Annotated in this window: 20 protein-coding genes; 17 read left to right on the forward strand and 3 right to left on the reverse strand. The window is 64.1% G+C overall.

All coding sequences use genetic code 11. The features are described from left to right. Positions 1–11 precede the first annotated feature (11 nt). The 17 genes from proW to CAG00_RS16590 all read left to right on the forward strand — a co-directional run bounded on the left by proW (position 12) and on the right by CAG00_RS16590 (position 18,747). Positions 12–965, forward strand: a complete 954-nt coding sequence (gene proW / locus CAG00_RS16510; protein ID WP_085664792.1) for a glycine betaine/L-proline ABC transporter permease ProW — start codon at positions 12–14, stop codon at positions 963–965. Between the two features lie 70 nt (positions 966–1,035). Continuing rightward, on the forward strand, positions 1,036–2,064 hold the full coding sequence (gene proX, locus CAG00_RS16515) for a glycine betaine/L-proline ABC transporter substrate-binding protein ProX (RefSeq protein ID WP_085664793.1): 1,029 nt from the start codon (positions 1,036–1,038) through the stop codon (positions 2,062–2,064). Between the two features lie 141 nt (positions 2,065–2,205). Next, a complete protein-coding gene (locus tag CAG00_RS16520) occupies positions 2,206–3,261 on the forward strand; it encodes a GlxA family transcriptional regulator (RefSeq protein WP_085664794.1) in 1,056 nt (351 codons plus the stop codon). Positions 3,262–3,622: 361 nt separating this feature from the next. Then, positions 3,623–4,579, forward strand: coding sequence for a benABC operon transcriptional activator BenR (gene benR, locus CAG00_RS16525; RefSeq protein ID WP_085664795.1), 957 nt, complete (start codon positions 3,623–3,625; stop codon positions 4,577–4,579). 93 nt (positions 4,580–4,672) lie between these two features. Then, positions 4,673–5,557: an RHS repeat-associated core domain-containing protein gene (locus tag CAG00_RS16530; protein WP_256579008.1), complete on the forward strand. Its 885-nt coding sequence runs from the start codon at positions 4,673–4,675 to the stop codon at positions 5,555–5,557. A 154-nt stretch (positions 5,558–5,711) separates the two neighbouring features. Beyond that, positions 5,712–7,070 (forward strand): benzoate 1,2-dioxygenase large subunit, encoded by a 1,359-nt coding sequence (benA, locus tag CAG00_RS16535; protein WP_085664797.1) that lies wholly within the window; start codon positions 5,712–5,714, stop codon positions 7,068–7,070. After that, positions 7,067–7,552, forward strand: a complete 486-nt coding sequence (gene benB, locus CAG00_RS16540) for a benzoate 1,2-dioxygenase small subunit (protein WP_004374327.1) — start codon at positions 7,067–7,069, stop codon at positions 7,550–7,552. Before benA ends, benB begins: the two co-directional genes overlap by 4 nt. 72 nt (positions 7,553–7,624) lie before the next feature. Further along, entirely contained in the window at positions 7,625–8,635 is a 1,011-nt protein-coding gene (gene benC / locus CAG00_RS16545; protein ID WP_025339040.1) for a benzoate 1,2-dioxygenase electron transfer component BenC, read from the forward strand. A gap of 199 nt (positions 8,636–8,834) precedes the next feature. Next, complete coding sequence (locus CAG00_RS16550) at positions 8,835–9,596, forward strand: 1,6-dihydroxycyclohexa-2,4-diene-1-carboxylate dehydrogenase (RefSeq protein ID WP_085664798.1); 762 nt, start codon at positions 8,835–8,837, stop codon at positions 9,594–9,596. 58 nt (positions 9,597–9,654) lie between these two features. Then, complete coding sequence (locus CAG00_RS16555; protein ID WP_085664799.1) at positions 9,655–11,004, forward strand: aromatic acid/H+ symport family MFS transporter; 1,350 nt, start codon at positions 9,655–9,657, stop codon at positions 11,002–11,004. A 30-nt stretch (positions 11,005–11,034) separates the two neighbouring features. Then, positions 11,035–11,949: a catechol 1,2-dioxygenase gene (gene catA / locus CAG00_RS16560; RefSeq protein WP_085664800.1), complete on the forward strand. Its 915-nt coding sequence runs from the start codon at positions 11,035–11,037 to the stop codon at positions 11,947–11,949. Between the two features lie 142 nt (positions 11,950–12,091). Then, entirely contained in the window at positions 12,092–13,291 is a 1,200-nt protein-coding gene (locus tag CAG00_RS16565; RefSeq protein WP_085664801.1) for a benzoate/H(+) symporter BenE family transporter, read from the forward strand. A 54-nt stretch (positions 13,292–13,345) separates the two neighbouring features. Further along, positions 13,346–14,596, forward strand: a complete 1,251-nt coding sequence (locus CAG00_RS16570; RefSeq protein ID WP_085664802.1) for an OprD family porin — start codon at positions 13,346–13,348, stop codon at positions 14,594–14,596. Between the two features lie 309 nt (positions 14,597–14,905). Beyond that, a complete protein-coding gene (locus CAG00_RS16575; protein WP_085664803.1) occupies positions 14,906–15,982 on the forward strand; it encodes a metal-dependent hydrolase in 1,077 nt (358 codons plus the stop codon). A gap of 3 nt (positions 15,983–15,985) precedes the next feature. Next, positions 15,986–16,678 carry a TraX family protein gene (locus tag CAG00_RS16580; RefSeq protein ID WP_085664804.1) on the forward strand — a complete coding sequence of 231 codons (693 nt, stop codon included), beginning with the start codon at positions 15,986–15,988 and terminating at the stop codon, positions 16,676–16,678. Between the two features lie 76 nt (positions 16,679–16,754). After that, on the forward strand, positions 16,755–17,666 hold the full coding sequence (locus tag CAG00_RS16585; RefSeq protein WP_085615654.1) for a LysR family transcriptional regulator: 912 nt from the start codon (positions 16,755–16,757) through the stop codon (positions 17,664–17,666). Positions 17,667–17,766: 100 nt separating this feature from the next. Further along, entirely contained in the window at positions 17,767–18,747 is a 981-nt protein-coding gene (locus CAG00_RS16590; RefSeq protein WP_085615656.1) for an LLM class flavin-dependent oxidoreductase, read from the forward strand. 146 nt (positions 18,748–18,893) lie between these two features. Here CAG00_RS16590 and CAG00_RS16595 read toward each other — a convergent pair whose 3' ends face one another. The 3 genes from CAG00_RS16595 to CAG00_RS16605 all read right to left on the reverse strand — a co-directional run bounded on the left by CAG00_RS16595 (position 18,894) and on the right by CAG00_RS16605 (position 22,829). Continuing rightward, positions 18,894–19,991, reverse strand: coding sequence for an alkene reductase (locus CAG00_RS16595; protein WP_085664805.1), 1,098 nt, complete (start codon positions 19,989–19,991; stop codon positions 18,894–18,896). Positions 19,992–20,226: 235 nt separating this feature from the next. Next, on the reverse strand, positions 20,227–21,237 hold the full coding sequence (locus CAG00_RS16600) for an aldo/keto reductase (protein WP_085664806.1): 1,011 nt from the start codon (positions 21,235–21,237) through the stop codon (positions 20,227–20,229). A 71-nt stretch (positions 21,238–21,308) separates the two neighbouring features. Continuing rightward, complete coding sequence (locus CAG00_RS16605; protein ID WP_085664807.1) at positions 21,309–22,829, reverse strand: FAD-dependent oxidoreductase; 1,521 nt, start codon at positions 22,827–22,829, stop codon at positions 21,309–21,311. Positions 22,830–23,019: the final 190 nt, after the last annotated feature.

Below are 23,019 nucleotides of genomic sequence, written 5' to 3' on the forward strand. Positions count from 1 at the left end.
GGTACACCCTCATGTCCGAATTCAGCATTCTCGACCCATTCCAGGCGGCCACCATCCCCTTGGGCGACTGGGTCACCGCCACCCTGAACTTCCTGGTGCACAACTTCCGCGAGGTGTTCCGCGCCATCCGCTGGCCGATCGACCAGGTGCTCAATGGCATCGAGTTCACCCTGCAGAGCATCCCACCCACCATCGGCATCATCCTCTCCTCGCTGCTGGGCTGGCAGCTGGCCGGCAAGCGCATGGCCGTGCTGTGCTTCGTCATCCTGACCCTGCTAGGGCTGATCGGCGTATGGGCCGAATCCATGACCACCCTGGCGCTGGTGCTGACCTCGGTGTTCTTCTGCGCGGTCATCGGCATACCGCTGGGCATCCTGTGTGCCCGCAGCGACCGCCTGGAGCGCATCATCCGCCCGCTGCTCGACGCCATGCAGACCCTGCCGGCCTTCGTCTACCTGGTACCGGTGGTGATGCTGTTCGGCATCGGCAACGTGCCCGGCGTGCTGGTAACCATCGTGTTCGCCCTGCCGCCACTGGTGCGCCTGACCAACCTGGGCATTCGCCAGGTGCCGGAAGACAAGATCGAGGCCGCCCGTGCCTTCGGCTGCACCCCACGGCAGATGCTGACCCGCGTGCAGCTGCCGCTGGCCACCTCGACCATCATGGCCGGCCTCAACCAGACCCTGATGCTGTCCCTGTCAATGGTGGTGATCGCCTCGATGATTTCCGTCGGCGGCCTGGGCCAGATGGTCCTGCGCGGTATCGGCCGCCTCGACATGGGCCTGGCCACGGTCGGTGGCGTAGGGCTGGTGCTGCTGGCGATCTTCCTTGACCGCCTGACCCAGGCCATGGGCGCCCGCACCAGCGCCGACCCGAGCCTGCGCTGGTACCACACCGGCCCGGTAGGCGTGGTCATGCGCCTGTGTGGCGTGGCGCAACCGCAAGGGCGGCGCAAGACCGCCTGAGCACTGCAAGGCTTTTGAGACGTTCGATCTGCCGCACTTGAAGATAAAAATCAGAAGAAGGTAAGCGACGATGCACGAATCCAAGTTCTCCCGCAGCATCCTCAAATGCGCCACTGCGCTGACCCTGGTGGCAGCCGCGCTGGGCGCGCACGCCTCGGCCGAAAAACCGGGGGAGGGCGTGAAGGTTACGCCGATCTTCCCCTCCATCGCCGAAGAGCGCTTCCGTGGCGAAGTGGCCATGGAAGGCCTGCGCGAGCTGGGCTACAAGGTCCAGGAGCCGAAGGAGACCGAGTACGGCGTGATGATGGTGGCCCTGGCCAACGGCGATGCCGACTTCACCGTGCACCTGTGGGACAAACTGCACAACCAGTTCTACCAGCAGGCCGGTGGTGACGACGTGATGGTCAAGACTGGCGACATCCTGCCGGGCGTGGCCCAAGGCTACCTGATCGACAAGAAAACCGCTGACCAGTACAACATCAAGTACATCACCGACCTCAAAAAGCCAGAGATCGCCAAGCTGTTCGACACCGACGGTGACGGCAAGGCCGACATGACCGGTTGCAACCCGGGCTGGGGTTGCGAGCTGGTGATTGCCCACCACATGAAAGCCTACGACCTGGACAAGAGCATCACCGTCAACCAGGGCTCCTACTTCGCGCTGATGGCCGACACCATCACCCGTTACAAGGAAGGCAAGCCGATCTTCTACTTCACCTGGGTGCCACAGTGGATCGCCAGCGTGCTGGTCGAGGGCAGGGACGTGGTCTGGCTGGAAGTGCCGAAAACCGACCTGCCGGATGGCAAGAATGATGTCGACACGATGTACCACGGCAAAAACCTCGGCTTTGCCATCGACAAGGTGGTGGCCGTGCTGAACAAGGACTTTGCCGAAGAGAACCCGGCAGCGCTGAAGTTCCTGTCGCTGGTGCAGATCAGCACCGACGACGAGAGCAACCAGAACCTGAAGATGCAGCAGGGCGAGAAGAAGCCTGCCGACATCACCCGCCATGCCAAGGAATGGGTAGCGGCGCACCGCCAGCAGTTCGACCAGTGGCTGCAAGCCTCCCGTGACGCTGCGGCCCAGGCTGGCAAGTAACCTGATCCATTAGCACTGGCTCCTTCGCGGGTGAACCCGCTCCCACAGGTACTGCACAGGCTCTGAATACTGTGCGATACCTGTAGGAGCGGGTTCACCCGCGAAGGGGGCAACGCGATTTCCGCTGTTGAGTTAATAGCCATGAGCCACTTCGAAAGCATCCTCAAGAACACCAACCTGGCCCACCTGGACCCGGCCATCCGCACTTCGCTGTCGATGCCATGCCAGCGTGTCGCCTTCGTCCTGCGCGAGCACTTCTCGATGATGGCCTTCACCGCCGCCATGGACAGTCTGGTCACCGCCAACCTGATGAGTGCCACGCCGTTGTTCCAGATTCAGGTAGTGGGTGAGGGTCCCCAGGTGATGAGTGACCTTGGCATCGCCCTGCCGGTCAACACCCAGCTGGCCGACCTGGAGGTGCAAGGCCTGGACTGCCTGCTGGTGTGCGGCGGCTTCCGTGTGCGCCTGGAAACCTCACCGCTGCTGCGCGCCAGGCTGCGTCAGGCCGACCAGCACGGCTGCCAGCTGGGCGGTTTGTGGAACGGTGCCTACTTCCTGGCCGAAGCCGGTTTGCTCAACGACCATGATTGCGCCTTCCACCCCGATGGCCGGGCGATGATGAGCGAGCTGTTCCCCAAGGTGCGCATCAGCCGCCAGGCCCATGTGCTGGACCGCCGGCGCATGAGCTGCGCGGGCGCCAGTAGCGCGCTGGACATGATGCTGGCGCTGCTTGAACAGTGCGGTGGCGTAGCGTTGCGCCGCGCCGTGGAGCAGATGCTGGCATGCGACCGGTCGCGGGTACTGAGTGATGCACCTGCCTGCTCGCCGGAAATCGACCCCAGCCTGCCCAACGGCGTGCGCCTGGCCCTGGAGCTGATGCACGCCAATATCGAAGACCCGATCGGCATCGACGAGATCGCCGAGCATGCCGGCTTGTCCAGGCGGCATCTGGAGCGCCTGTTCCGCCGGCATGTACAGGCTACGCCGCCGCGTTACTATCTGGAGCTGCGGTTGACCCATGCGCGGCAGTTGCTGCAGCACACCAGCAAGTCATTGACCGAAGTGGCGGTGGCCAGCGGGTTTGTCAGCTTCCCGCATTTCTACCGGCGCTTCCGTGAGCTGTTCGCCATTGCCCCGCGGCAGTACCGGGCAAGGAGCCAAGGGTGGGCAGGGCGGCAGGATGTGGCTGTGCACTGAACTTTCGGTTGCCTGTGCTGGCCTCTTCGCGGGTAAACCCGCTCCCACAGGTATTGCACAGGTCTTGCGGCAGTGGTGGATCTCTGTGGGAGCGGGTTCACCCGCGAAGAGGCCGGCACAGGAAAACACCGTTCGATAACCGAACATCTCTCCTGCCATGAACGTCCGCTATCCGCCCATCCATTCCCAAGGTCGCATTGCCCAACCCCCGCCTTTTTGCTTAAGTGTGCCCATCCACCGGTTGTCGCCTGCCCCCGCGACCCGCAGCCGGCTCGATAGAATGACCGTGACGACCGCAACCACAGCCCGCCGGGCCGTAGGAAGCGGCGACCAGAACAATAACGATCCGAGTGCCTTGCCTATGGAAAGCCGCCTGCTGAGCGAGCGCAGTAGCGTGTTTCATCACGCCGACCCTTATGCTGTGTCCGATTATGTCAACCAGCATGTAGGCCAGCATTGCATCGGTCTGTCCCGCACCACTCGTCCGCAAGCCAGCCTCAGCCACCGCAAGTTCGCCGAACTCGACCTGTGCCGCATCAGCTACGGCGGCAGCGTGCGCGTTACCTCGCCGGCACTGGAAACCATCTACCACCTGCAGGTGCTGCTCAACGGCAACTGCCTGTGGCGTGGGCACAAGCGCGAGCATCACCTGGTGCCGGGCGAGCTGTTGCTGATCAACCCCGACGACCCGGTTGACCTGACCTACTCGGAAGACTGCGAAAAATTCATCCTCAAGGTGCCGACCCGGCTACTGGACTCGATCTGCGACGAACAGCGCTGGCACCGCCCCGGTGGCGGGGTGCGGTTCTTGCGCAACCATTACCGGCTGGACGAACTGGACGGGTTCGTCAACCTGCTGGCCATGGTCTGCCAGGAGGCAGAGGTGAGCGATTCGCTGCCCAGGGTGCAGGGCCACTACAGCCAGATCGTCGCCAGCAAGCTGCTGACCTTGATGAGCACCAATATCCGTCGCGAAAGCCTGAGCGCGCCGCAAGCGGGCCTGGAGCGCATACTCGACTACATCGAACGCAACCTGAAGCTGGAGCTGTCGGCTGAAGTGCTGGCGGAGCAGGCTTGCATGAGTTTGCGTTCGTTGTATGCGTTGTTTGACCAGCATTTGGGTACCACACCCAAGCATTACGTGCGTCAGCGCAAGCTGGAGCGGGTGCATGCGTGTCTGAGCGACCCGACTTGTGGCGTACGTAGTGTGACCGAGCTGGCCCTGGATTACGGATTCCTGCATCTGGGGCGGTTCTCGGAGGTGTACCGGCAGCAGTTTGGTGAGCTGCCTTCGCAGACGTTCAAGCGGCGCGGATGAAGAAGTCTGGCTCGTTCGCCTAGCATTTCTGCCAGTTGCGAGCGTTTTATCCTCAGGCCATCATTTTTCCATCTCGGAGAAATGGTAGTAGCCATGTCGAAGTCGCAGAGACAAATGTATTTCTATTCTGTAGAAGGCCTTTCGCTGGTTAAGTATGCTAGTGCAGGAGCATCTACTTTGCTGCGCGCCGCAGGTCAGGCGTTGGCGCAGACTGATAATGTTCAGCCAGGACTTTACGCAACAGATATACAAGGTTCGGTGCTGCGGCTCATGGGCCGAGACTCGTATTCTATGCAATACACCGTATATGGATACGACAGGGATGAACCATGTGCTTCAGTGTTGCGGTACGGTGGGCAGCGAAAAGAGCCTATCATGGGACTCTACTTGCTGGGTAACGGCTATCGTGCATTAATTTCGGCTTTGATGCGTTTTAACTCGCCTGACACCCTAAGTCCATTTGGTGAAGGTGGGTTCAACACTTACAGTTACTGTAATGCTGACCCGGTGAATAACCTTGATCCGACTGGCCATATGCTGAAAGCCTTGGTAACTAAGCCGATGCATACGCAACGACCCGTCGCACGCGGATACCCGCCGAGTCACTACGGCCCTATGCCTGATGTTTACTGGAACAATAGATTCGAAAAAGTGCTCAAAGGTTTTAACGTTGGCAAGTCGCCCGCGCCCGTACATACACTAGAGCGTGCTCTTTCTACGTCGCCCTTGACCAGTCGCCCGGCAATATCTATTGAATCAGCTAAAGTTTCCGGCCAGATGTCAGAGGCTGTTGTTAGTGACTTGCGGAGAATACACACATTTTTGGCTGGGCAAATTAATAGTGCAACGTTAGCGGCTGAGCGTTTTAGTGGGCGGGGGACCGAGTTCTATTTTCATAGGCGGTCTGCGGAGCAGGTAGCCAAGGAGCTTCAGGAGATCAGGCAAAGTCTGCCTTCTCTCCCTTCTAGAAAAAATTAGATATCCGCAGCGTACATGCGCTGTGCAATGGCTTGCGTGAGTGCGCCCACCCGCATGAGCATTTTGGATAACACTCTGCACAATCCGGATAGTCCCCCGCCAGCCGTCTCCCTAACCTGACCAGGTCTAAACAATAACAAGGGAGACCCTGGCCATGTCCCTGGGATTCGACTACCTCAATGCCTTGCTCGAGGACGACCGTGAAAAGGGCATCTACCGCTGCAAGCGCGAGATGTTCACCGACCCACGCCTGTTCAACCTGGAGATGAAACACATCTTCGAGGGCAACTGGATCTACCTGGCCCATGAAAGCCAGATCCCCGAGAAAAACGACTTCCTCACCCTGACCATGGGGCGCCAGCCGATCTTCATCGCGCGCAACAAGGACGGTGAGCTCAATGCCTTCCTCAACGCCTGCAGCCACCGCGGCGCCATGCTCTGCCGGCACAAGCGCGGCAACCGCTCCAGCTACACCTGCCCGTTCCACGGCTGGACCTTCAACAACAGCGGCAAGCTGCTCAAGGTCAAAGACCCGAGCAACGCCGGCTACCCCGACAGCTTCAACTGCGACGGCTCCCATGACCTGACCAAGGTGGCGCGCTTCGAGTCGTACCGTGGCTTCCTGTTCGGCAGCCTGAATGCCGACGTCAAGCCGCTGGTCGAGCACCTGGGCGAGTCGGCCAAGATCATCGACATGATCGTCGACCAGTCGCCGGAAGGCCTGGAAGTGCTGCGCGGTGCCAGCTCGTACATCTACGAAGGCAACTGGAAGCTCACTGCCGAGAACGGCGCCGACGGCTACCACGTCAGTTCCGTGCACTGGAACTACGCCGCCACCCAGAACCAGCGCAAGCAGCGCGAGGCGGGTGAAGAGATCAAGACCATGAGCGCCGGCGCCTGGGCCAAGCAGGGCGGTGGCTTCTACTCCTTCGACCACGGCCACCTGCTGCTGTGGACCCGCTGGGCCAACCCCGAAGACCGCCCGGCCTACGAGCGCCGTGACCAGCTGGCCGCCGACTTCGGCCAGGCCCGTGCCGACTGGATGATCGAGAACTCGCGCAACCTGTGCCTGTACCCGAACGTGTACCTGATGGACCAGTTCAGCTCGCAGATCCGCATCGCCCGGCCTATTTCGGTGAACAAGACCGAAATCACCATCTACTGCATCGCGCCGAAAGGCGAGAGCGCCGATGCCCGCGCCAAGCGCATTCGCCAGTACGAAGACTTCTTCAACGTCAGCGGCATGGCCACCCCGGATGACCTGGAAGAGTTCCGCTCGTGCCAGACCGGCTATGGCGGCGGCACCGGCTGGAACGACATGTCCCGCGGCGCTGCGCACTGGGTGGAAGGCGCCGACGAGGCGGCCAGGGAGATCGAACTCAAGCCGCTGCTGTCGGGCGTACGCACCGAGGACGAAGGCCTGTTCGTGCTGCAGCACAAGTACTGGCAGGACACCATGATCCAGGCCCTGAAGGACGAACAGCAACTGATCCCCGTGGAGGCCGTGCAATGAGCCTTTATGAAACCGTGCGCGACTTCCTCTACCGCGAAGCGCGCTACCTGGACGATGCCCAGTGGGACCAGTGGCTGGAGCTGTACGCCAGCGATGCCAGCTTCTGGATGCCGAGCTGGGACGATGACGACACCCTTACCGAAGACCCACAAAGCGAAATCTCGCTGATCTGGTACGGCAACCGTGGCGGCCTGGAAGACCGGGTGTTCCGCATCAAGACCGAGCGCTCCAGTGCGACCGTGCCCGACACCCGCACCTCGCACAACATCAGCAACATCGAGATCGTCGAGCAGGGCGAGGGCAGCTGCCAGGTGCGCTTCAACTGGCACACCCTGAGCTTCCGCTACAAGACCACCGACAGTTACTTCGGCACCAGCTTCTACACCCTCGACCTGCGCGGCGAACAGCCGCTGATCAAGGCCAAGAAGGTGGTGCTGAAGAACGACTACGTGCGCCAGGTCATCGACATCTACCACATCTGATCCAGGGTTTTGCGAGCGCTGCCCGGTGCGTCCTGCGACGTACCGTGGCCCGGCTCGCCCGCGAGGTGCAACATGAGCTACCAGATCGCACTGAATTTCGAAGACGGGGTGACCCGCTTCATCGAAGCCACCGGCCATGAAACCGTGGCCGATGCCGCCTACCGCCAGGGCATCAACATCCCGCTGGACTGCCGCGACGGCGCCTGCGGTACCTGCAAGTGCAAGGCCGAGTCCGGGCGCTATGACCTGGGCGACAACTTCATCGAAGACGCCCTGAGCGAAGACGAAGTCGCCGAAGGCTACGTACTGACCTGCCAGATGCGCGCCGAAAGCGACTGCGTCATCCGCATCCCGGCCTCGTCGCAGCTGTGCAAGACCGAGCAGGCCAGTTTCGAGGCCGCCATCAGCGATGTCCGCCAGCTGTCGGCCAGCACCATTGCCCTGTCGATCAAGGGCGAGGCCCTCAGCCGCCTGGCCTTCCTGCCGGGGCAGTATGTCAACCTCAAGGTGCCGGGCAGCGAGCAGAGCCGTGCCTATTCGTTCAGCTCGCTGCAGAAGGACGGCGAGGTCAGCTTCCTGATCCGCAACGTGCCGGGCGGGCTGATGAGCAGCTTCCTGACCAACCTGGCCAAGGCCGGCGACAGCATGACCCTGGCCGGGCCGCTGGGCAGCTTCTACCTGCGGCCGATTCAGCGCCCGCTGCTGCTGCTGGCCGGTGGCACCGGCCTGGCGCCGTTCACGGCGATGCTGGAGAAGATCGCCGAGCAAGGCAGCGAGCATCCGCTGCACCTGATCTACGGCGTGACCAACGACTTCGACCTGGTCGAACTCGACCGCCTGCAGGCGCTGGCGGCGCGCATCCCCAACTTCACCTTCAGCGCCTGCGTGGCCAACCCGGACAGCCAGTACCCGCAGAAGGGCTACGTGACCCAGCACATCGAACCGCGCCACCTCAACGACGGCGATGTGGATGTGTACCTGTGCGGCCCGCCACCGATGGTCGAGGCGGTCAGCCAGTACGTGCGCGAGCAGGGCATTACCCCGGCGAACTTCTACTACGAGAAGTTCGCGGCGGCGGCCTGAGGTATTGCCAGGGCCGCCTGCCTCGTGCCGATGAGGGCGGCCTCCATTCAATTGACTGTCAGATTGCTGGGGCCGCGGTGCGGCCCTTTCGCGACACAAGGCCGCTCCTACAGAGGACCGCGGTGCTTGTAGGAGCGGCCTTGCGTCGCGATGGAGGGCGCAGCCCTCCCGGCAATTCTGGACTGAGTAGGAGATCGAGATGAACAACCGATTCCAAGGCAAGGTCGCCCTGGTCACCGGTGCCGCCCAGGGCATCGGCCGTGGCGTGTGCTGGCGGCTCAAGGCCGAAGGTGCGCAAGTGGTCGCGGTAGACCGCTCCGAACTGGTTCACGAACTCGCCGGCGAGGGCATGCTCACCCTCACTGCCGACCTGGAACAACATGGCGACTGCGCCCGGGTCATGGCCAGCGCGGTTGAAGCGTTCGGCCGCCTCGACATCCTGGTCAACAACGTCGGCGGCACCATCTGGGCCAAGCCCTTCGAACACTACGAAGTGGACCAGATCGAAGCCGAAGTACGCCGTTCGTTGTTCCCCACCCTGTGGTGCTGCCATGCCGCACTGCCGTACATGCTCGAACGCGGCAGCGGCGCCATCGTCAACGTCTCGTCCATTGCCACCCGTGGCGTCAACCGCGTGCCCTATGGCGCGGCCAAGGGCGGCGTCAACGCGCTGACTGCGTGCCTGGCCTTCGAAACCGCCGGCCGGGGCATCCGGGTCAACGCCACCGCTCCCGGCGGCACCGAGGCGCCACCCCGGCGCGTGCCGCGCAACAGTGCCGAGCAGACCGAACAGGAAAGGCACTGGTACCAGCAGATCATCGACCAGACCCTCGACAGCAGCCTGATGCACCGCTACGGCAGCATCGACGAGCAGGTCGGCGCGATCCTGTTCCTCGCTTCCGACGAAGCCTCGTACATCACCGGCGTGACCTTGCCGGTAGGGGGCGGCGACCTCGGCTGAGCGGCACCCACAAGGCAAAGAGCTTTCTTTCACAACAAAAACAAGAGCGACAGATGCCATGCGAACCCTTGACGTACACCCGATCATCGATAACGCGCGCTTTACCCCGTTTCACTGGATGGTCATGGCCTGGTGCGGCCTGCTGCTGATCTTCGACGGCTATGACCTGTTCATCTACGGCGTGGTACTGCCGGTCATCATGAAAGAGTGGGGCCTGACCCCGTTGCAGGCCGGTGCACTGGGCAGCTATGCGCTGTTCGGCATGATGTTCGGCGCCCTGGCGTTCGGCAGCCTGGCCGACCGCATCGGGCGCAAGAAGGGCATCGCCATCTGCTTCGCCTTGTTCTCCGGGGCGACCATCCTCAACGGCTTTGCCAGCAGCCCGAGCGAGTTCGGCATCTACCGCTTCATTGCCGGCCTGGGCTGTGGCGGCCTTATGCCCAACGCCGTGGCACTGATGAACGAGTACGCGCCCAAGCGCCTGCGCAGCACGCTGGTGGCGATCATGTTCAGTGGCTACTCGCTGGGCGGCATGCTCTCGGCGGGTGTCGGGATCTTCATGCTGCCGCGTTTCGGCTGGGAATCGATGTTCTTCGCCGCAGCGGTGCCACTGCTGCTGTTGCCGGTGATCCTCTACCACCTCCCGGAGTCGATCGGTTTTCTGGTGCGCCAGGGCCGTACCGGCGAGGCCCGCAAGCTGCTCAAGCGGCTGGACCCGGATTGCGACCTGCAACCTGACGATGTACTGGTCGCCCCTGTGGGAGCGGGCTTGTCCCGCGAAAGGGCCGGCAAGTTCACCGCTGTAGTCGAACTGTTCCGCAACGGCCTGGCCATTCGCACCCTGGCGCTGTGGCTGGCGTTCTTCTGCTGCCTGCTGATGGTCTACGCGCTCAGTTCCTGGCTGCCGAAGCTGATGGCCAACGCCGGCTACAGCCTGGGCTCGAGCCTGTCGTTCCTGCTGGCGCTGAACTTCGGTGGCATGGCCGGGGCGATCCTCGGCGGCTGGCTGGGCGATCGCTACAACCTGGTCAAGGTCAAGGTGGCGTTCTTCATTGCCGCCGCGCTGTCGATCAGCCTGCTGGGCGTCAACAGCCCGATGCCGGTGCTGTACCTGCTCATCTTCATTGCCGGCGCCACCACCATCGGCACGCAGATCCTGCTGTATGCCGGCGCCGCCCAGCTGTACGGGCTATCAGTGCGTTCCACCGGGCTGGGCTGGGCCTCGGGCATCGGCCGTAACGGCGCCATCGTCGGCCCGCTGCTCGGTGGCGCACTGATGGGCATCAACCTGCCCCTGCAACTCAATTTCATCGCCTTCGCCATCCCCGGCGCAATTGCCGCGCTGGCCATGGCCGTGCACCTGGCCAGCGGCCGTCGGCATGCCCAGGCCATTGCGGCGCAGGCGTAACTCCAGAACAACAACATGAGGTAACCCACCATGACCGTGAAAATTTCCCACACTGCCGAGGTACAGCAGTTCTTCGAAGAGGCCGCAGGCTTTGGCAACGATGCCGGCAGCCCGCGCCTGAAGCGCATCGTGCAGCGCCTGCTGCAAGACACCGCGCGGCTGATCGAAGACCTGGAAATCAGCGAGGACGAGTTCTGGCATGCCGTCGACTACCTCAACCGCCTGGGCGGTCGTGGCGAGGCCGGGCTGCTGGTGGCGGGGCTGGGCATCGAACACTTCCTCGACCTGCTGCAGGATGCCAAGGACCGGCAGGCAGGCCTGGTCGGCGGCACCCCGCGCACCATCGAAGGCCCGCTGTACGTGGCCGGTGCGCCCATCGCCGAAGGTGAAGTGCGCATGGACGACGGCAGCGAGGAGGGGGTTGCCACGCTGATGTACCTGGAGGGCCAGGTGCTCGACCCGCAAGGCCGGCCGCTGCCGGGGGCCACGGTCGACCTGTGGCATGCCAATACCCGGGGCACTTATTCGTTCTTCGATCAGAGCCAGTCCGAGTACAACCTGCGCCGGCGCATCGTCACCGATGCCCAAGGGCGCTACCGCGCGCGCACCATCGTGCCGTCAGGCTATGGCTGCGACCCGCAGGGGCCGACGCAGGAGTGCCTGGACCTGCTGGGCCGCCATGGCCAGCGCCCGGCGCATGTGCACTTCTTCATCTCGGCGCCTGGGCACCGGCACCTGACCACGCAGATCAACCTGGCCGGGGACAAGTACCTGTGGGATGACTTTGCCTATGCCACGCGCGATGGGCTGGTGGGCGAGGTGGTGTTCGTCGAGGGCGAGGCGGGGCGGCATGCCGAGCTGAAATTCGACTTCCAGTTGCAGCGGGCCCACGGCGGTGCCGATGAACAGCGCAGTGGGCGGCCGCGGGCTTTGCAAGAGGCTTGAGCCACCGGGTTGGCTTCTTCGCGGGCTTGCCCGCTCCCACAGGATCACCACAGGACTGAAACCTGTGTGATCCCTGTGGGAGCTGGCTTGCCGGCGATCAAGGGCGCAGCCCTTGCCATACATCACCGATGCGAGAGGTGCCATGAAAACCCTGATCAAGGACAGTTCACTGTCCGCCATCGTCGCCGGCTGCATCGCCACGATGATCTCCTACGCAGGCCCCCTGGTGATCATCTTCCATGCCGCAGAAGCCGCCGGCCTGTCCCATCGGCAACTGTCCTCCTGGGTCTGGGCAGTGTCCATGGGCAGCGCCGTGCTTGGCGCGCTGCTCAGCCTGCGCTACCGGGTGCCGGTGGTGATCGCCTGGTCGATCCCCGGCTCGGCGCTGCTGGTCACCGCCTTGCCGCAACTGGGTCTGGAACAGGCCGTGGGCGCCTACCTGGTGGCCAACCTGGTTTTGCTGCTGATCGGCATCAGCGGGGCCTTCGACCGCATCATCGCGCGCCTGCCAGGCTCCATCGCCGCCGGAATGCAGGCCGGCATCCTGTTCAGCTTCGGCGTCGAGGTGTTCCGCGCCTTGCCGGTGCAACCGCTGCTGGTACTGGCAATGTTCGTCACCTACGTGCTGATGCGCCGGCTGCAGCCGCGCTACGCCGTGGCGGCGGTGCTGTGCGTGGGCACGGTGGTGACCGTGGCCAGCGGGGCGTTTCGCAGCGAGGCGCTGGTGCTGGAGCTGGCGTCGCCGCAGTGGGTCACCCCGCAGTTCAGCCTGGCAGCGGTATTCAGCCTGGCACTGCCGCTGGTGCTGGTGGCCCTGACCGGGCAGTTCATGCCGGGCATGGCAGTGCTGCGCAACGCCGGTTACCCCACGCCGGCCAGCCCGATCATCAGTGCCAGCGCCCTGGCCGGTGCCGCGCTGGCGCCGTTCGGTTGCCACGGGCTGAACCTGGCGGCGGTCACCGCCAGCCTGTGCACTGGCCATGAAGCCCATGAAAACCCACGGCGGCGCTATGTCGCGGCGGTGGCTGGCAGTGCGCTGTACCTGCTGCTGGGGATCGCCGGGGCCACGCTGATGTCGCTGTTCGCAGCATTCCCCGCCGCCCTGATCGCCGCCCTGGCCGGGCTGGCCCTGTATGGCGCCATCAGCGAAGCCCTGGCCCGCAGCCTGGCGGAACCAACCGAGCGCGATGCCGGGCTGTTCACCTTCCTGGTCACCGCTTCGGGGGTGGCCTTCCTGGGCCTGTCGGCAGCGTTCTGGGGCCTGCTGTTCGGCCTGCTGAGCCATGGGTTGCTCAGGCTGCGCCAGCCACGTGCCCGGGAGGTGCTGCGCCGTACCCCATGAACCGCCGTGCTTCCAACGCTTTACCCATAAAAACAAGATCAAGAGAGCTTCGGAATGAACAACACCCCTTGCGTCGCCCTGGGCCTGACTTTGCTCAGCCAACCTTTGCTGGCCGCCGAAGGCGGCTTCTTCGAAGATTCGAAGGCCACCCTGAGTGCCCGTAACTACTACTTCAGCCGCGACTTCTCCGACATCGTCGGGGCCAACCGGCAATCCAAGGCCGAGGAGTGGGCCCAGGGCTTCATCCTCGACTTCAAGTCGGGCTACACCCCGGGCACGGTCGGCTTTGGCGTTGACGCCCTGGGCCTGCTGGGCATCAAGCTCGACAGCAGCCCCGACCGCACCAACACCGGGTTGCTGCCGGTGCACAGCGATGGCCGCGCTGCCGACGAATACAGCCGCCTGGCGCCCACCTTCAAGGCCCGGTTATCCAGGACCGAATTGCGCGTCGGCGAACTGCAACCCAACCTGCCGGTGCTGACCTTCAGCGACATCCGCCTGTTGCCACCGACCTACCAGGGCGCAAGCCTGAGCTCGGCGGAAATCGACGGCCTGACCGTGCAGGCCGGGCACCTGAAAAGCACCCACCTGCGCAACGAAGGCGGCGACGGCAAGATGAACGCCATGCTCGGCCATGTGCCGATGCGCCAGGCAGAAAGCGATGCCTTCAACTACCTGGGCGGGGACTATGCGTTCAATGCCAACCAGAGCAGCGTCAGCCTGTGGTACGGGCAACTGGAGGACATCTACGAACAGGGCTTTGTCGGCCTCAAGCACAGCAAGCCCGTAGGCAACTGGGTGCTCAGCGCCAACCTGGGGTATTTCACTGCTCGCGAGGATGGCGATGCGTTGCTCGGCAACATCGACAACCAGGCGTTTTTCTCGATGTTCTCGGCCCGGCATGGCGGGCACAGCTTCCATGCCGGCTACCAGGGCATCTATGGCGACAGCCCGTTCCCACGGGTATTCGCCAACATCTCGCCGCTGGGTAACGAAGTGCCGACCTATGAGTTCGCCTACACCGACGAACGCTCGTACCAGGTGCGCTACGACTACAACTTCGCGGCCATGGGCGTGCCGGGGTTGACCGCGACCGTGCGCTACATCACCGGTAACAATGTCGACACTGGGCTGGGTTATGAAGGGCGCGACCGCGAGCGTGACCTGGACATCGGTTACGCCGTGCAGGGCGGGGTGCTGAAGGGGCTGGGGATCCGGGTGCGCAATGCCATGGCCCGGTCCAACTACCGCAGCGACATCGACGAGAACCGCTTGACGCTGGTGTACACCTGGCAGTTGTTCTGACGCATCCACAGGATGCCTGCGGGGCCTTTGTAGGAGCTGCACATAACTCATTGAGTTAGCAGGGACCCTGTGGGAGCGGCTTTAGCCGCGAACACCGGCGCAGCCGGTGCCATGCACCGCGTTGGATTCTTCGCGGCTAAAGCCGCTCCCACAGGGTACGCGGATTGCTTGCAATTTCAGTTATCTACGCGACAGCGCAGCCCAAATGGCTGGGCCATCTCCCACAATGAAAGCCCATAACCAAGGGAATTGCGCATCAGGGCAGGATGAAGGTAGCTTCTGGAAACCACCTTTTCAGGAATGCCACCCTTGGACTCCATCACCCAGGCCGTACTCGGCGCGGCCCTGCAGGGTACCGTACTCGGCCGCATCCAGGGCCGCCGCTCACTGCTGTATGGTGCGGCGCTGGGCACGCTTCCCGACCTGGACGTGATCATCCGCTACGCCGACCCGGTGTCGCAGATGACCTACCACCGCGGCTTTTCTCATTCCCTGTTCGTGCTCACCGGGCTGGCCTTGCTGCTGGCCTGGCTGGTCAACAAGTGCTGGCCAGGCAAAGGCTACACCTTGCCCAGGCTGTTACTGGCGTTCTGGCTGGTGCTGGTCACCCACCCCTTGCTCGACGCCTTCACGGTCTACGGCACGCAATTGTTCTGGCCCTTGCAGGCCACCCCGGAAAGCTGGGCAGCGGTGTTCATCATCGACCCGGTCTACACCGTGCCGCTGCTGGCCGCGGTGATCTACGCAATCATCAAAGGGCTAACGAGAAGGGCTACGCAGCTACTGACCTTGGCCCTGGTATTCAGCGCAGCCTACCTGGGTTTCGGCCTGGCCGGACGCATGGCGGCCGAGCAGCGTTTCCAGGCTGCACTCGACCGCCAGGGTATCGCTGTCAGCCAGGTACGTGCCGTGCCGATAGCCTTCAACAGCCTGGTCTGGCGGGTGCTGGCCAAGACCCCGGAGGGCGATTACTACGAAGGCATCAGCAGTGCGTTCGACCAGCAAGCGCCAGAAATGCAGCGTTTGCCGCGTAATCTGCAGCTGGCGCAAGCGCTGGCCGGGCACCCTTTGCACCAGCGTTTGCGCTGGTTCACCGATGACTGGCTGCGCTATGACCAGGTCGGCGATGCATTGGTGGTCAGCGACCTGCGCATGGGCATCCCGGGGAACTACACGTTCCGCTTCAACATGGCCCACCGTGACAGCCAGGGGCACTGGATCGCCGATGTGCCGTCGATGTGGAAGGGCGCCGGACCAGGGGCGGCGTTCAATGGCGACGACCTGATGCTGATCTGGCGACGGATCGTCGAGCAGCAGCCACCTTTGCCGCTGGCTGCCTGGACCGACCGCTACCTGGGGCCCGCCACAGTCGAGCCCGGGCGCTGAGGCATGCGATCAGCCGGGGTGGACCTGGTCAAGTGGACGGCGATGCTGACCATGGTCGCCGACCACCTGCGTTTCCTGTGGCCTGCTGCCGATGGCCTGTTCGTACTGGGCCGGTTGGCGTTTCCGCTGTTCTGCCTGGCGATTGCGGTGAATGTGGGACGCGCCAGGGGCGGGGCGCTCTATACCCGCGGCAACCTGCGTTATCTGGGGTTGATGCTGGTGTTCGCGGTGCTGTCGGAGCCCGTATACCGTTGGCTGGACAGTGGTTCGCCAACGTTCAGCGTGATGCCGACTCTGGTGTTGGGGTTGCTGGTTGCCTGGGGCGTGCATCATCCGTCGAGGTCGGCGCGCGTGCTTGGCGTTGCCGGTCTGCTTGCAGGGTGGTTGTTCAGCGAACAGCTGATGTACGGGCTACCGGGGGTGATGCTGCCGGGCGCCTGGTTGATGGCCCGCCGCAAGGGAGGGGCGGCCTGGGTGTTGCCTTGCCTGTTGGCCATGGGTGGGAACCTGACCAACAGTTGGTTGCGGGAACATCTGTTGGCGCCCATTACCGTGCTGACGCTGATTGCTGCAGCCTTGGCCATTCCGGTCGGGTTGCTGTTGCTGCGTCATGATGATTGGCGGGTGCCAGCAGTGGGGCGTTGGGGCTACCTGTTCTATCCGGTGCATTTACTGGCGATCAAGGTTTTCGCTTGATCGCTCTCGACGGTCCTGCTTGCATTTCACAAATCCATACCCATCTAAACCGGCCGCACCAGACTCAGGAACCCCCATGGAACCCAACCGCTTCGGCGACATCGCCGCCTTCGTCAGCGCCGCGAAGGCCGGCAGTTTTACCGCCGCCGCCGCCACCTTGGGCCTGACGCGTTCGGCGGTGGGCAAGAGCATCGCTCGCCTGGAGGCGCGCATGGCCGTGCGCCTGCTCAACCGCACCACGCGCAAGCTGAGCCTGACCGACGAGGGCCTGGTGGCCTACGAGCGCTGGCGGCAGATTCTGGATGACCTGGACGAGGTGGAAAGCACCATGGCCCAGCGCCGTGGCAAGCCCACCGGCACCCTGCGCCTGACAGCACCCCTGTCGTTCGGCCAGCGCCATGTGCTGCCGATTCTCGACCGCTACCTGAAGCAGTGGCCCGAGCTGCGCGCGGATATCCGCTTCACCGACCGTTTCGTCGACCTGGTCGAGGAGGGTATCGACGTTGCGGTGCGTATCGGCGCACCGAAGGAAGACTCGCAACTGTTGACGCGCACGGTGGCCTGGCAGCAGTTCGTCACCTGCGCCTCGCCCGCATACCTGGATGCACGCGGCGTACCGCAGGTGCCCGGCGACCTCTACGGCCACGACAAGATCGCCTTCCTGGCCGGTGAAAAGGCCATGCCGTGGCGCTTCCATACCGAAGCGGGGCTGCACTTGTGCGAAGACCCCGGGCGGTTGAACATCGACAGCTCCGAGGCGATGCTCGACGGCGCGCGGGCGGGTTTCGGGCTGATTCACCTGCCCACCTACATTACCGGCGACGACCTGCGCGCCGGCACCCTGGTGGAGGTGCTGCAAGCCTATCGGCCGCCAGCAGACCCGATTCGCATCGTCTACCCAAGCAAGCGCCACCTGTCGCCACGGGTACGCGGCTTCATCGACCTGCTGGTAGCCAGCTGGGAACCGGGCGTGCCCTGGGAATACTGATTGGGGAATGGCAGGCCCCTATGCCGGGCCTGAAGCCGGGTTTATCACTGGCTGCGCAGCAGGGAAACTGGCAGTCACTGATAATCCCTGTGGAGACCCCATGACTGCACTGTCCGTACTGGACCTGGTCATGATCGGCGAAGGCAAGACCTTCGCTGACGCGATCGAAGAGTCCCGCCAACTGGCACGCCATGTCGAGCAACAGCACTACAGCCGCTACTGGATCGCCGAGCACCACGACATGCCGGGCATCGGCTCGGCCGCCACGTCACTGGTCATCAACGAAATAGCCAACGCCACCCGGCATATCCGCGTTGGCGCCGGTGGCATCATGCTGCCCAACCACGCGCCGCTGGTGGTGGCCGAGCAGTTCGGCACGCTCGACACCCTGCACCCTGGCCGCATCGACCTGGGCCTCGGGCGTGCGCCAGGCAGCTCCGGGCCGACCGTGCGCGCCTTGCGTGGTGCTGCGCCAGAGCGCGACTTCAGCCAGGACATCGCTGAGCTGCGTGACTACCTGGCCGACAACGGCCAGCGCCGCGTGCGCGGTGTGCCGGGCAAGCATGACATCCCGGTGTGGATCCTCGGTTCCAGCCTGTTCGGCGCCGACCTGGCAGCGAAACTGGGCCTGCCCTATGCCTTCGCCTCGCACTTTGCCCCGCGCTACCTGCTGCAGGCCATTGCCCACTACCGGGCCAACTTCCAGCCTTCGGCACAACTGGCCAAGCCGTATGTGATGGTGGGCATGAACCTGTTCGCCGCCGACAGCGACGCCGAGGCAGATTACCTGGCCAGCTCCCATCGCAAGTGGATGCTGGACTTGCATGTCGGGCGCTTCGGTCTGTTGCCCAAGCCGCAGGAGGGGTATGTCGAAAGCCTGCCGGACCATGAGCGCGCGGTACTCGAGCAAGTGATGGCCTGCACCGTGGCCGGCGGGCCGGAGCGGGTAAGGGAAGGGTTGCGCACCCTGATCGAGCAGACCGGGGCGGATGAACTGATGATCGACTGCCGCATTCACGACCCGCTGGCGCGGCAGCGTTCGCATGCCTATGCCGCGCAGGCCCTGGCGCAGCTGGGTTAAAGCTACCGGCCTCTTCGCGGGTGAACCCGCTCCCACAGGATCACCACAGACTTGAACTTTGTGGGATCCCTGTGGGAGCGGGTTCACCCGCGAAGAGGCCGGCATAGGCAACAAAAAAGGGAGCCCATGAGCTCCCTCTTTCAGCATCACGCCTGCTTGAGGAACGGATAATCCGTATACCCCTCAGCCCCATTGGCATAGTCGAACTGCGCCCGGTGCGCATTCAACGGCGCCTGCACCCGCAGCCGCTCTACCAGGTCCGGGTTGGCAATGAAGCTGCGCCCGAACGCTACGGCATCGATCAAGCCACGCCCGATCAGGTCTTCACCTTTCTCGGCGGTGTAGGCACCGGCAGCAATGATCACCCCCGGGTAGGCCGCACGAATCGCCTGGCGGAATTCGTCACGCAGCGGCTTGCCGCCGGCCCAGTCCGGTTCGGACAGGTGCAGGTAGGCAAGGTTGCGCTTGGCCAGTTCGCGGATCAGGTACAGGCCTGCGGCTTCCTGGTCCTCGCCATTGTCCACGCCATTGAAACCACCCAGCGGGAACACACGGATACCCACGCGTTCGGCACTCCAGCTGGCAATCGCCGCGTCCACTGCTTCAAGCACGATACGCGCACGGTTCTCGACGCTGCCGCCGTAGCGATCTTCGCGTTGGTTGGCGCTGGGGGTGAGGAACTGATGCAGCAGGTAACCGTGGGCGGCGTGCAGCTCGATGAAGTCGAACCCGGCTTCACGGGCGTTGGCCGCCGCCTGGCCGAAGTCGGCAACGATACCGGCGATTTCCACCTCGCTCAGCGCCCGCGGCGCAGAGGTTTCCACACGCATCAGGTTGCCTTGCTCGTCACGCAGGGTGGTGCGGGCAGCAGCCGGCAGCGCCGAAGGTGCCACCGGGGCTTCGCCGCCGGGTTGCAAGGAAGTGTGCGATACCCGCCCGGTGTGCCACACCTGCACGGCGCTATGGCCGCCATTGGCGTGGATGCCTTCGTTGACATGCTTCCAGGCGGCGATCTGCTCGGCGCTGTGGATGCCCGGCGAGCCGGAATAGCCCTTGGCCTGGAAGGAAATCTGCGTGGCTTCGGTGATGATCAGCCCGGCGCTGGCGCGTTGGCGGTAGTACTCGGCCATCAGCGAGGTAGGTACGTCACCCGGCTCGAGGCTGCGCAGGCGGGTGAGGGGGGCCATGAACACGCGGTTGGGCAGGGTGAGCGGGCCGACTTTCAAGGGTTGCAAGAGTTTCATTGCTGCTCCAGAGGTGGAAAACCAATGGTGCGCACGATACCGAGGTGATTGGGGAAAGGGGGGACCGGGAGCCCGGCATTGGGCTCCCCAATGGTTTGTTCCAGCAGCTTGGATGTCGCCTGTTCCGGCCTCTTCGCGGGTAAACCCGCTCCCACAGGGGTTGCACAGGCCCTGAAGGCATAGGTGATCCTGTGGGAGCGGGTTTACCCGCGAAGAGGCCAGAACAGGAGAACGATCAGCCGCGGGCCAACCGCCCACTCACATAATGCGCCACATCATTGAACCCCGGCGTCGACGCATGCCCCGGCGTGACCAGCGAATCAATGAACGCTTCATCCTCCGCGGTAATCTTCACCGCCAGCGCGCCGCCATAGGTATCCCACTGTTCTTCCGTCCGCGGCCCGACAATCGCCGAACTGACCAGCCGGTTGTTCAGCACCCAGGCAATCGCAAACTCGACGATACCCACGCCCTTGGCCTCGACATAGGCCTGGATCTGCCGGGCAATGGCCAGCGACTCCTGGCGCCATTCCACCTCCATGATGCGCTTGTCCTGGCGCCCGGCACGGCTACCGGCATCCGGCACCGCCCCCGGCGCGTACTTGCCGCTGAGCACGCCCCGCGCGAGCGGGCTGAACGGCACCACGCCCAGGCCATGGGCTGCCGCAGCGGTAAGCTGTTCCGGTTCGGCCTGGCGGTTGACGATGTTGTACAGCGGCTGGCTCACCACCGGCCTGGGCACGCCCAGGCGCTCGGCAATGTGGCAGGCCTCGGCGATGCGCCAGCCGCGGAAGTTGGACACGCCCCAGTAACGGATCTTGCCCTGGCGCAGCAGGTCGCCGATGGCCTGCACGGTTTCTTCCAGCGGCACCTTGTGGTCTTCGCGGTGCAGGTAGTAGATGTCCAGGTAGTCCATGTCCATGCGCGTCAGCGTGGCCTCCAGGGCATTGAAGATGTGCTTGCGCGACAGCCCGCTGCGGTTGGGCAGGCCATCGGCCGGGCCGAAGCCGACCTTGCTGGCGACGATCCAGTCCTGGCGATGGCGGGCCACCGCTTCGCCGACGATTTCCTCCGCACGCCCGGCGTTGTACACGTCTGCGGTGTCGATGAAGTTGATGCCCTGGTCCCAGGCCTTGTCGATGATGCGCAGGGCGTCCTCGGTGCTGGTCTGCTCGCCGAACATCATGCTGCCCAGGGTAAGGGCGGAAACCTGCAGGCCACTGTGGCCGAGGGGGCGGTAGATCATGCGCTTGGGTCCTTGTGCAGTCGGCTGATCTACCCGTTTTACACACAACCGGGGCGCAATGAAAGGCAGCCTCAACCGATCAGCGCCAAGGCCTCCTGCAGGCTCAACGGCCGCTTCAAGCGTTGCGACAGCGTCGCCATGGCATCGGAATAGCCCTTGGCGATGACCGCCTCGACCCGCTCATCCACGCATTGCAAGGCGATGAAGTCGCCTTTTTCCGGTTCGCCGACGAACTCGATATGGTTCCAGTCCCGGGCGTGGCCCAGTACTTCGTAGGTGCGGCCGTGCTGGTAGGTCCAGAAGAACGGCACGTCGGCATAGCGGCGCTGCTCGCCGAGCATGTTGGCGGCGGCGATCACCCCATGTTGCTGGGCCAGGCGCCAGTGTTCGATACGCACCGGGCGCCCGCTGAGCGGGAAGGTGGCGATATCCCCTGCGGCCCACAGGCTATCTGCAGCACGCATTTCAGCGTCGACTTGCACCGACTTGTCTTCGGTCAGCAGCACCCCCTGGATGAAAGCGGTCGCCGGTCTGACCCCGGTGCCCAGCAGCACCAATGGCGTCTGTAGCCGTTCACCGTTGGCCAGCAGCACGGCCTCGACCTTGCCCTGGCCCTCGATCCGCTCGACCTCGGTGGGGCCGTGGAAGGTGACCCCCTTGCGTTCGTGCAACTCGCGGATGCTACGGCCGATACGTTCGCCCAGCTGCCGGGCCAGGGGGACCTCATGGCGGGTGACCAGGTGCACCTGCACGCCGTACTTGCGCAAGGCCGAGGCGGCCTCAAGGCCGATGAAACCGTCGCCGACGATCACTGCCGGCTGGCCGGGCTCGGCAGCGTCCAGCAGGTGCGCGGCATCCTCCCGTGAGCGCAGGGTAAATACCCCGGGCAGGTCGACACCCGGGATATCGGGCCGCAGCGCCTTGCCGCCGGTGGCCAGCAGGCAGGCGTCATAGTCGATCTGCTGGCCGTCGGCCAGGGTGATCTGGCGTTTCTGGGTGTTCAGGGTGCGCACCTTGCCATGCTTGCGCTCCAGCTGGCCCTTGCGCAGGGCGTCGGCGTCGAGCAGGGCCGGCACCTCATCGGGCGGCATCTGCCCGGCGATCACGAATTTGCTGAGGGAAGTACGATCGTAGGCTGGCTGGCGCTCCTGATCGACCCAGACCAGGCGGCCGGCAAAGCCATGGGCCAGAAGGGTGGCGACTGCGGCGCTGCCCGCGGCACCGGCGCCGACCACCACGAAACAGCGGGCGTCGCTGTGGCGGGGCGGCTCGGTTCTGGGCAGAGGTTGGTCGTCGACCCAGACCTCGTCGCCCTTGACCCAGGTTTTGTAGCGTCGCAGGTCGGCCAGGGCCGGCGGCTCGCAGACCGCGCCCTCGTCCACGGCGAACGCGGCCTTGTGCCAGGGGCACACCAGCAGGCCGCCGCACACCACGCCTTCATTGAGTGGCGCGCCTTCGTGGGGGCAGTTGCCCTGGTAGGCGTGCACCTGGTCGCCCTGGCGGATGAGGATGATCTCCTCGCTGCCGGCCTGGACGCGCAGGGGGCGGTGTTCGTCGAGTTGGGCCAGGCGGGCCACGGCGTGCTGGGTCATGGGGGTTCTCCAAAGGGACCTTTGGAACCATTTGACGCCTGGGTCGGGGAGGGGATGCGTTGAGCTGACGATCGGTGGGGGGGTGGATTGTGTGTGGCCTGGGCTGGCCTCTTCGCGGGTGAACCCGCTCCCACATGGATCCCACAATCTTCGAGTTGGTGGTGATCCTGTGGGAGCGGGTTTACCCGCG

Source organism: Pseudomonas sp. B5(2017), assembly GCF_002112825.1.
Classification (GTDB): Bacteria; Pseudomonadota; Gammaproteobacteria; order Pseudomonadales; family Pseudomonadaceae; genus Aquipseudomonas; species Aquipseudomonas putida_Z.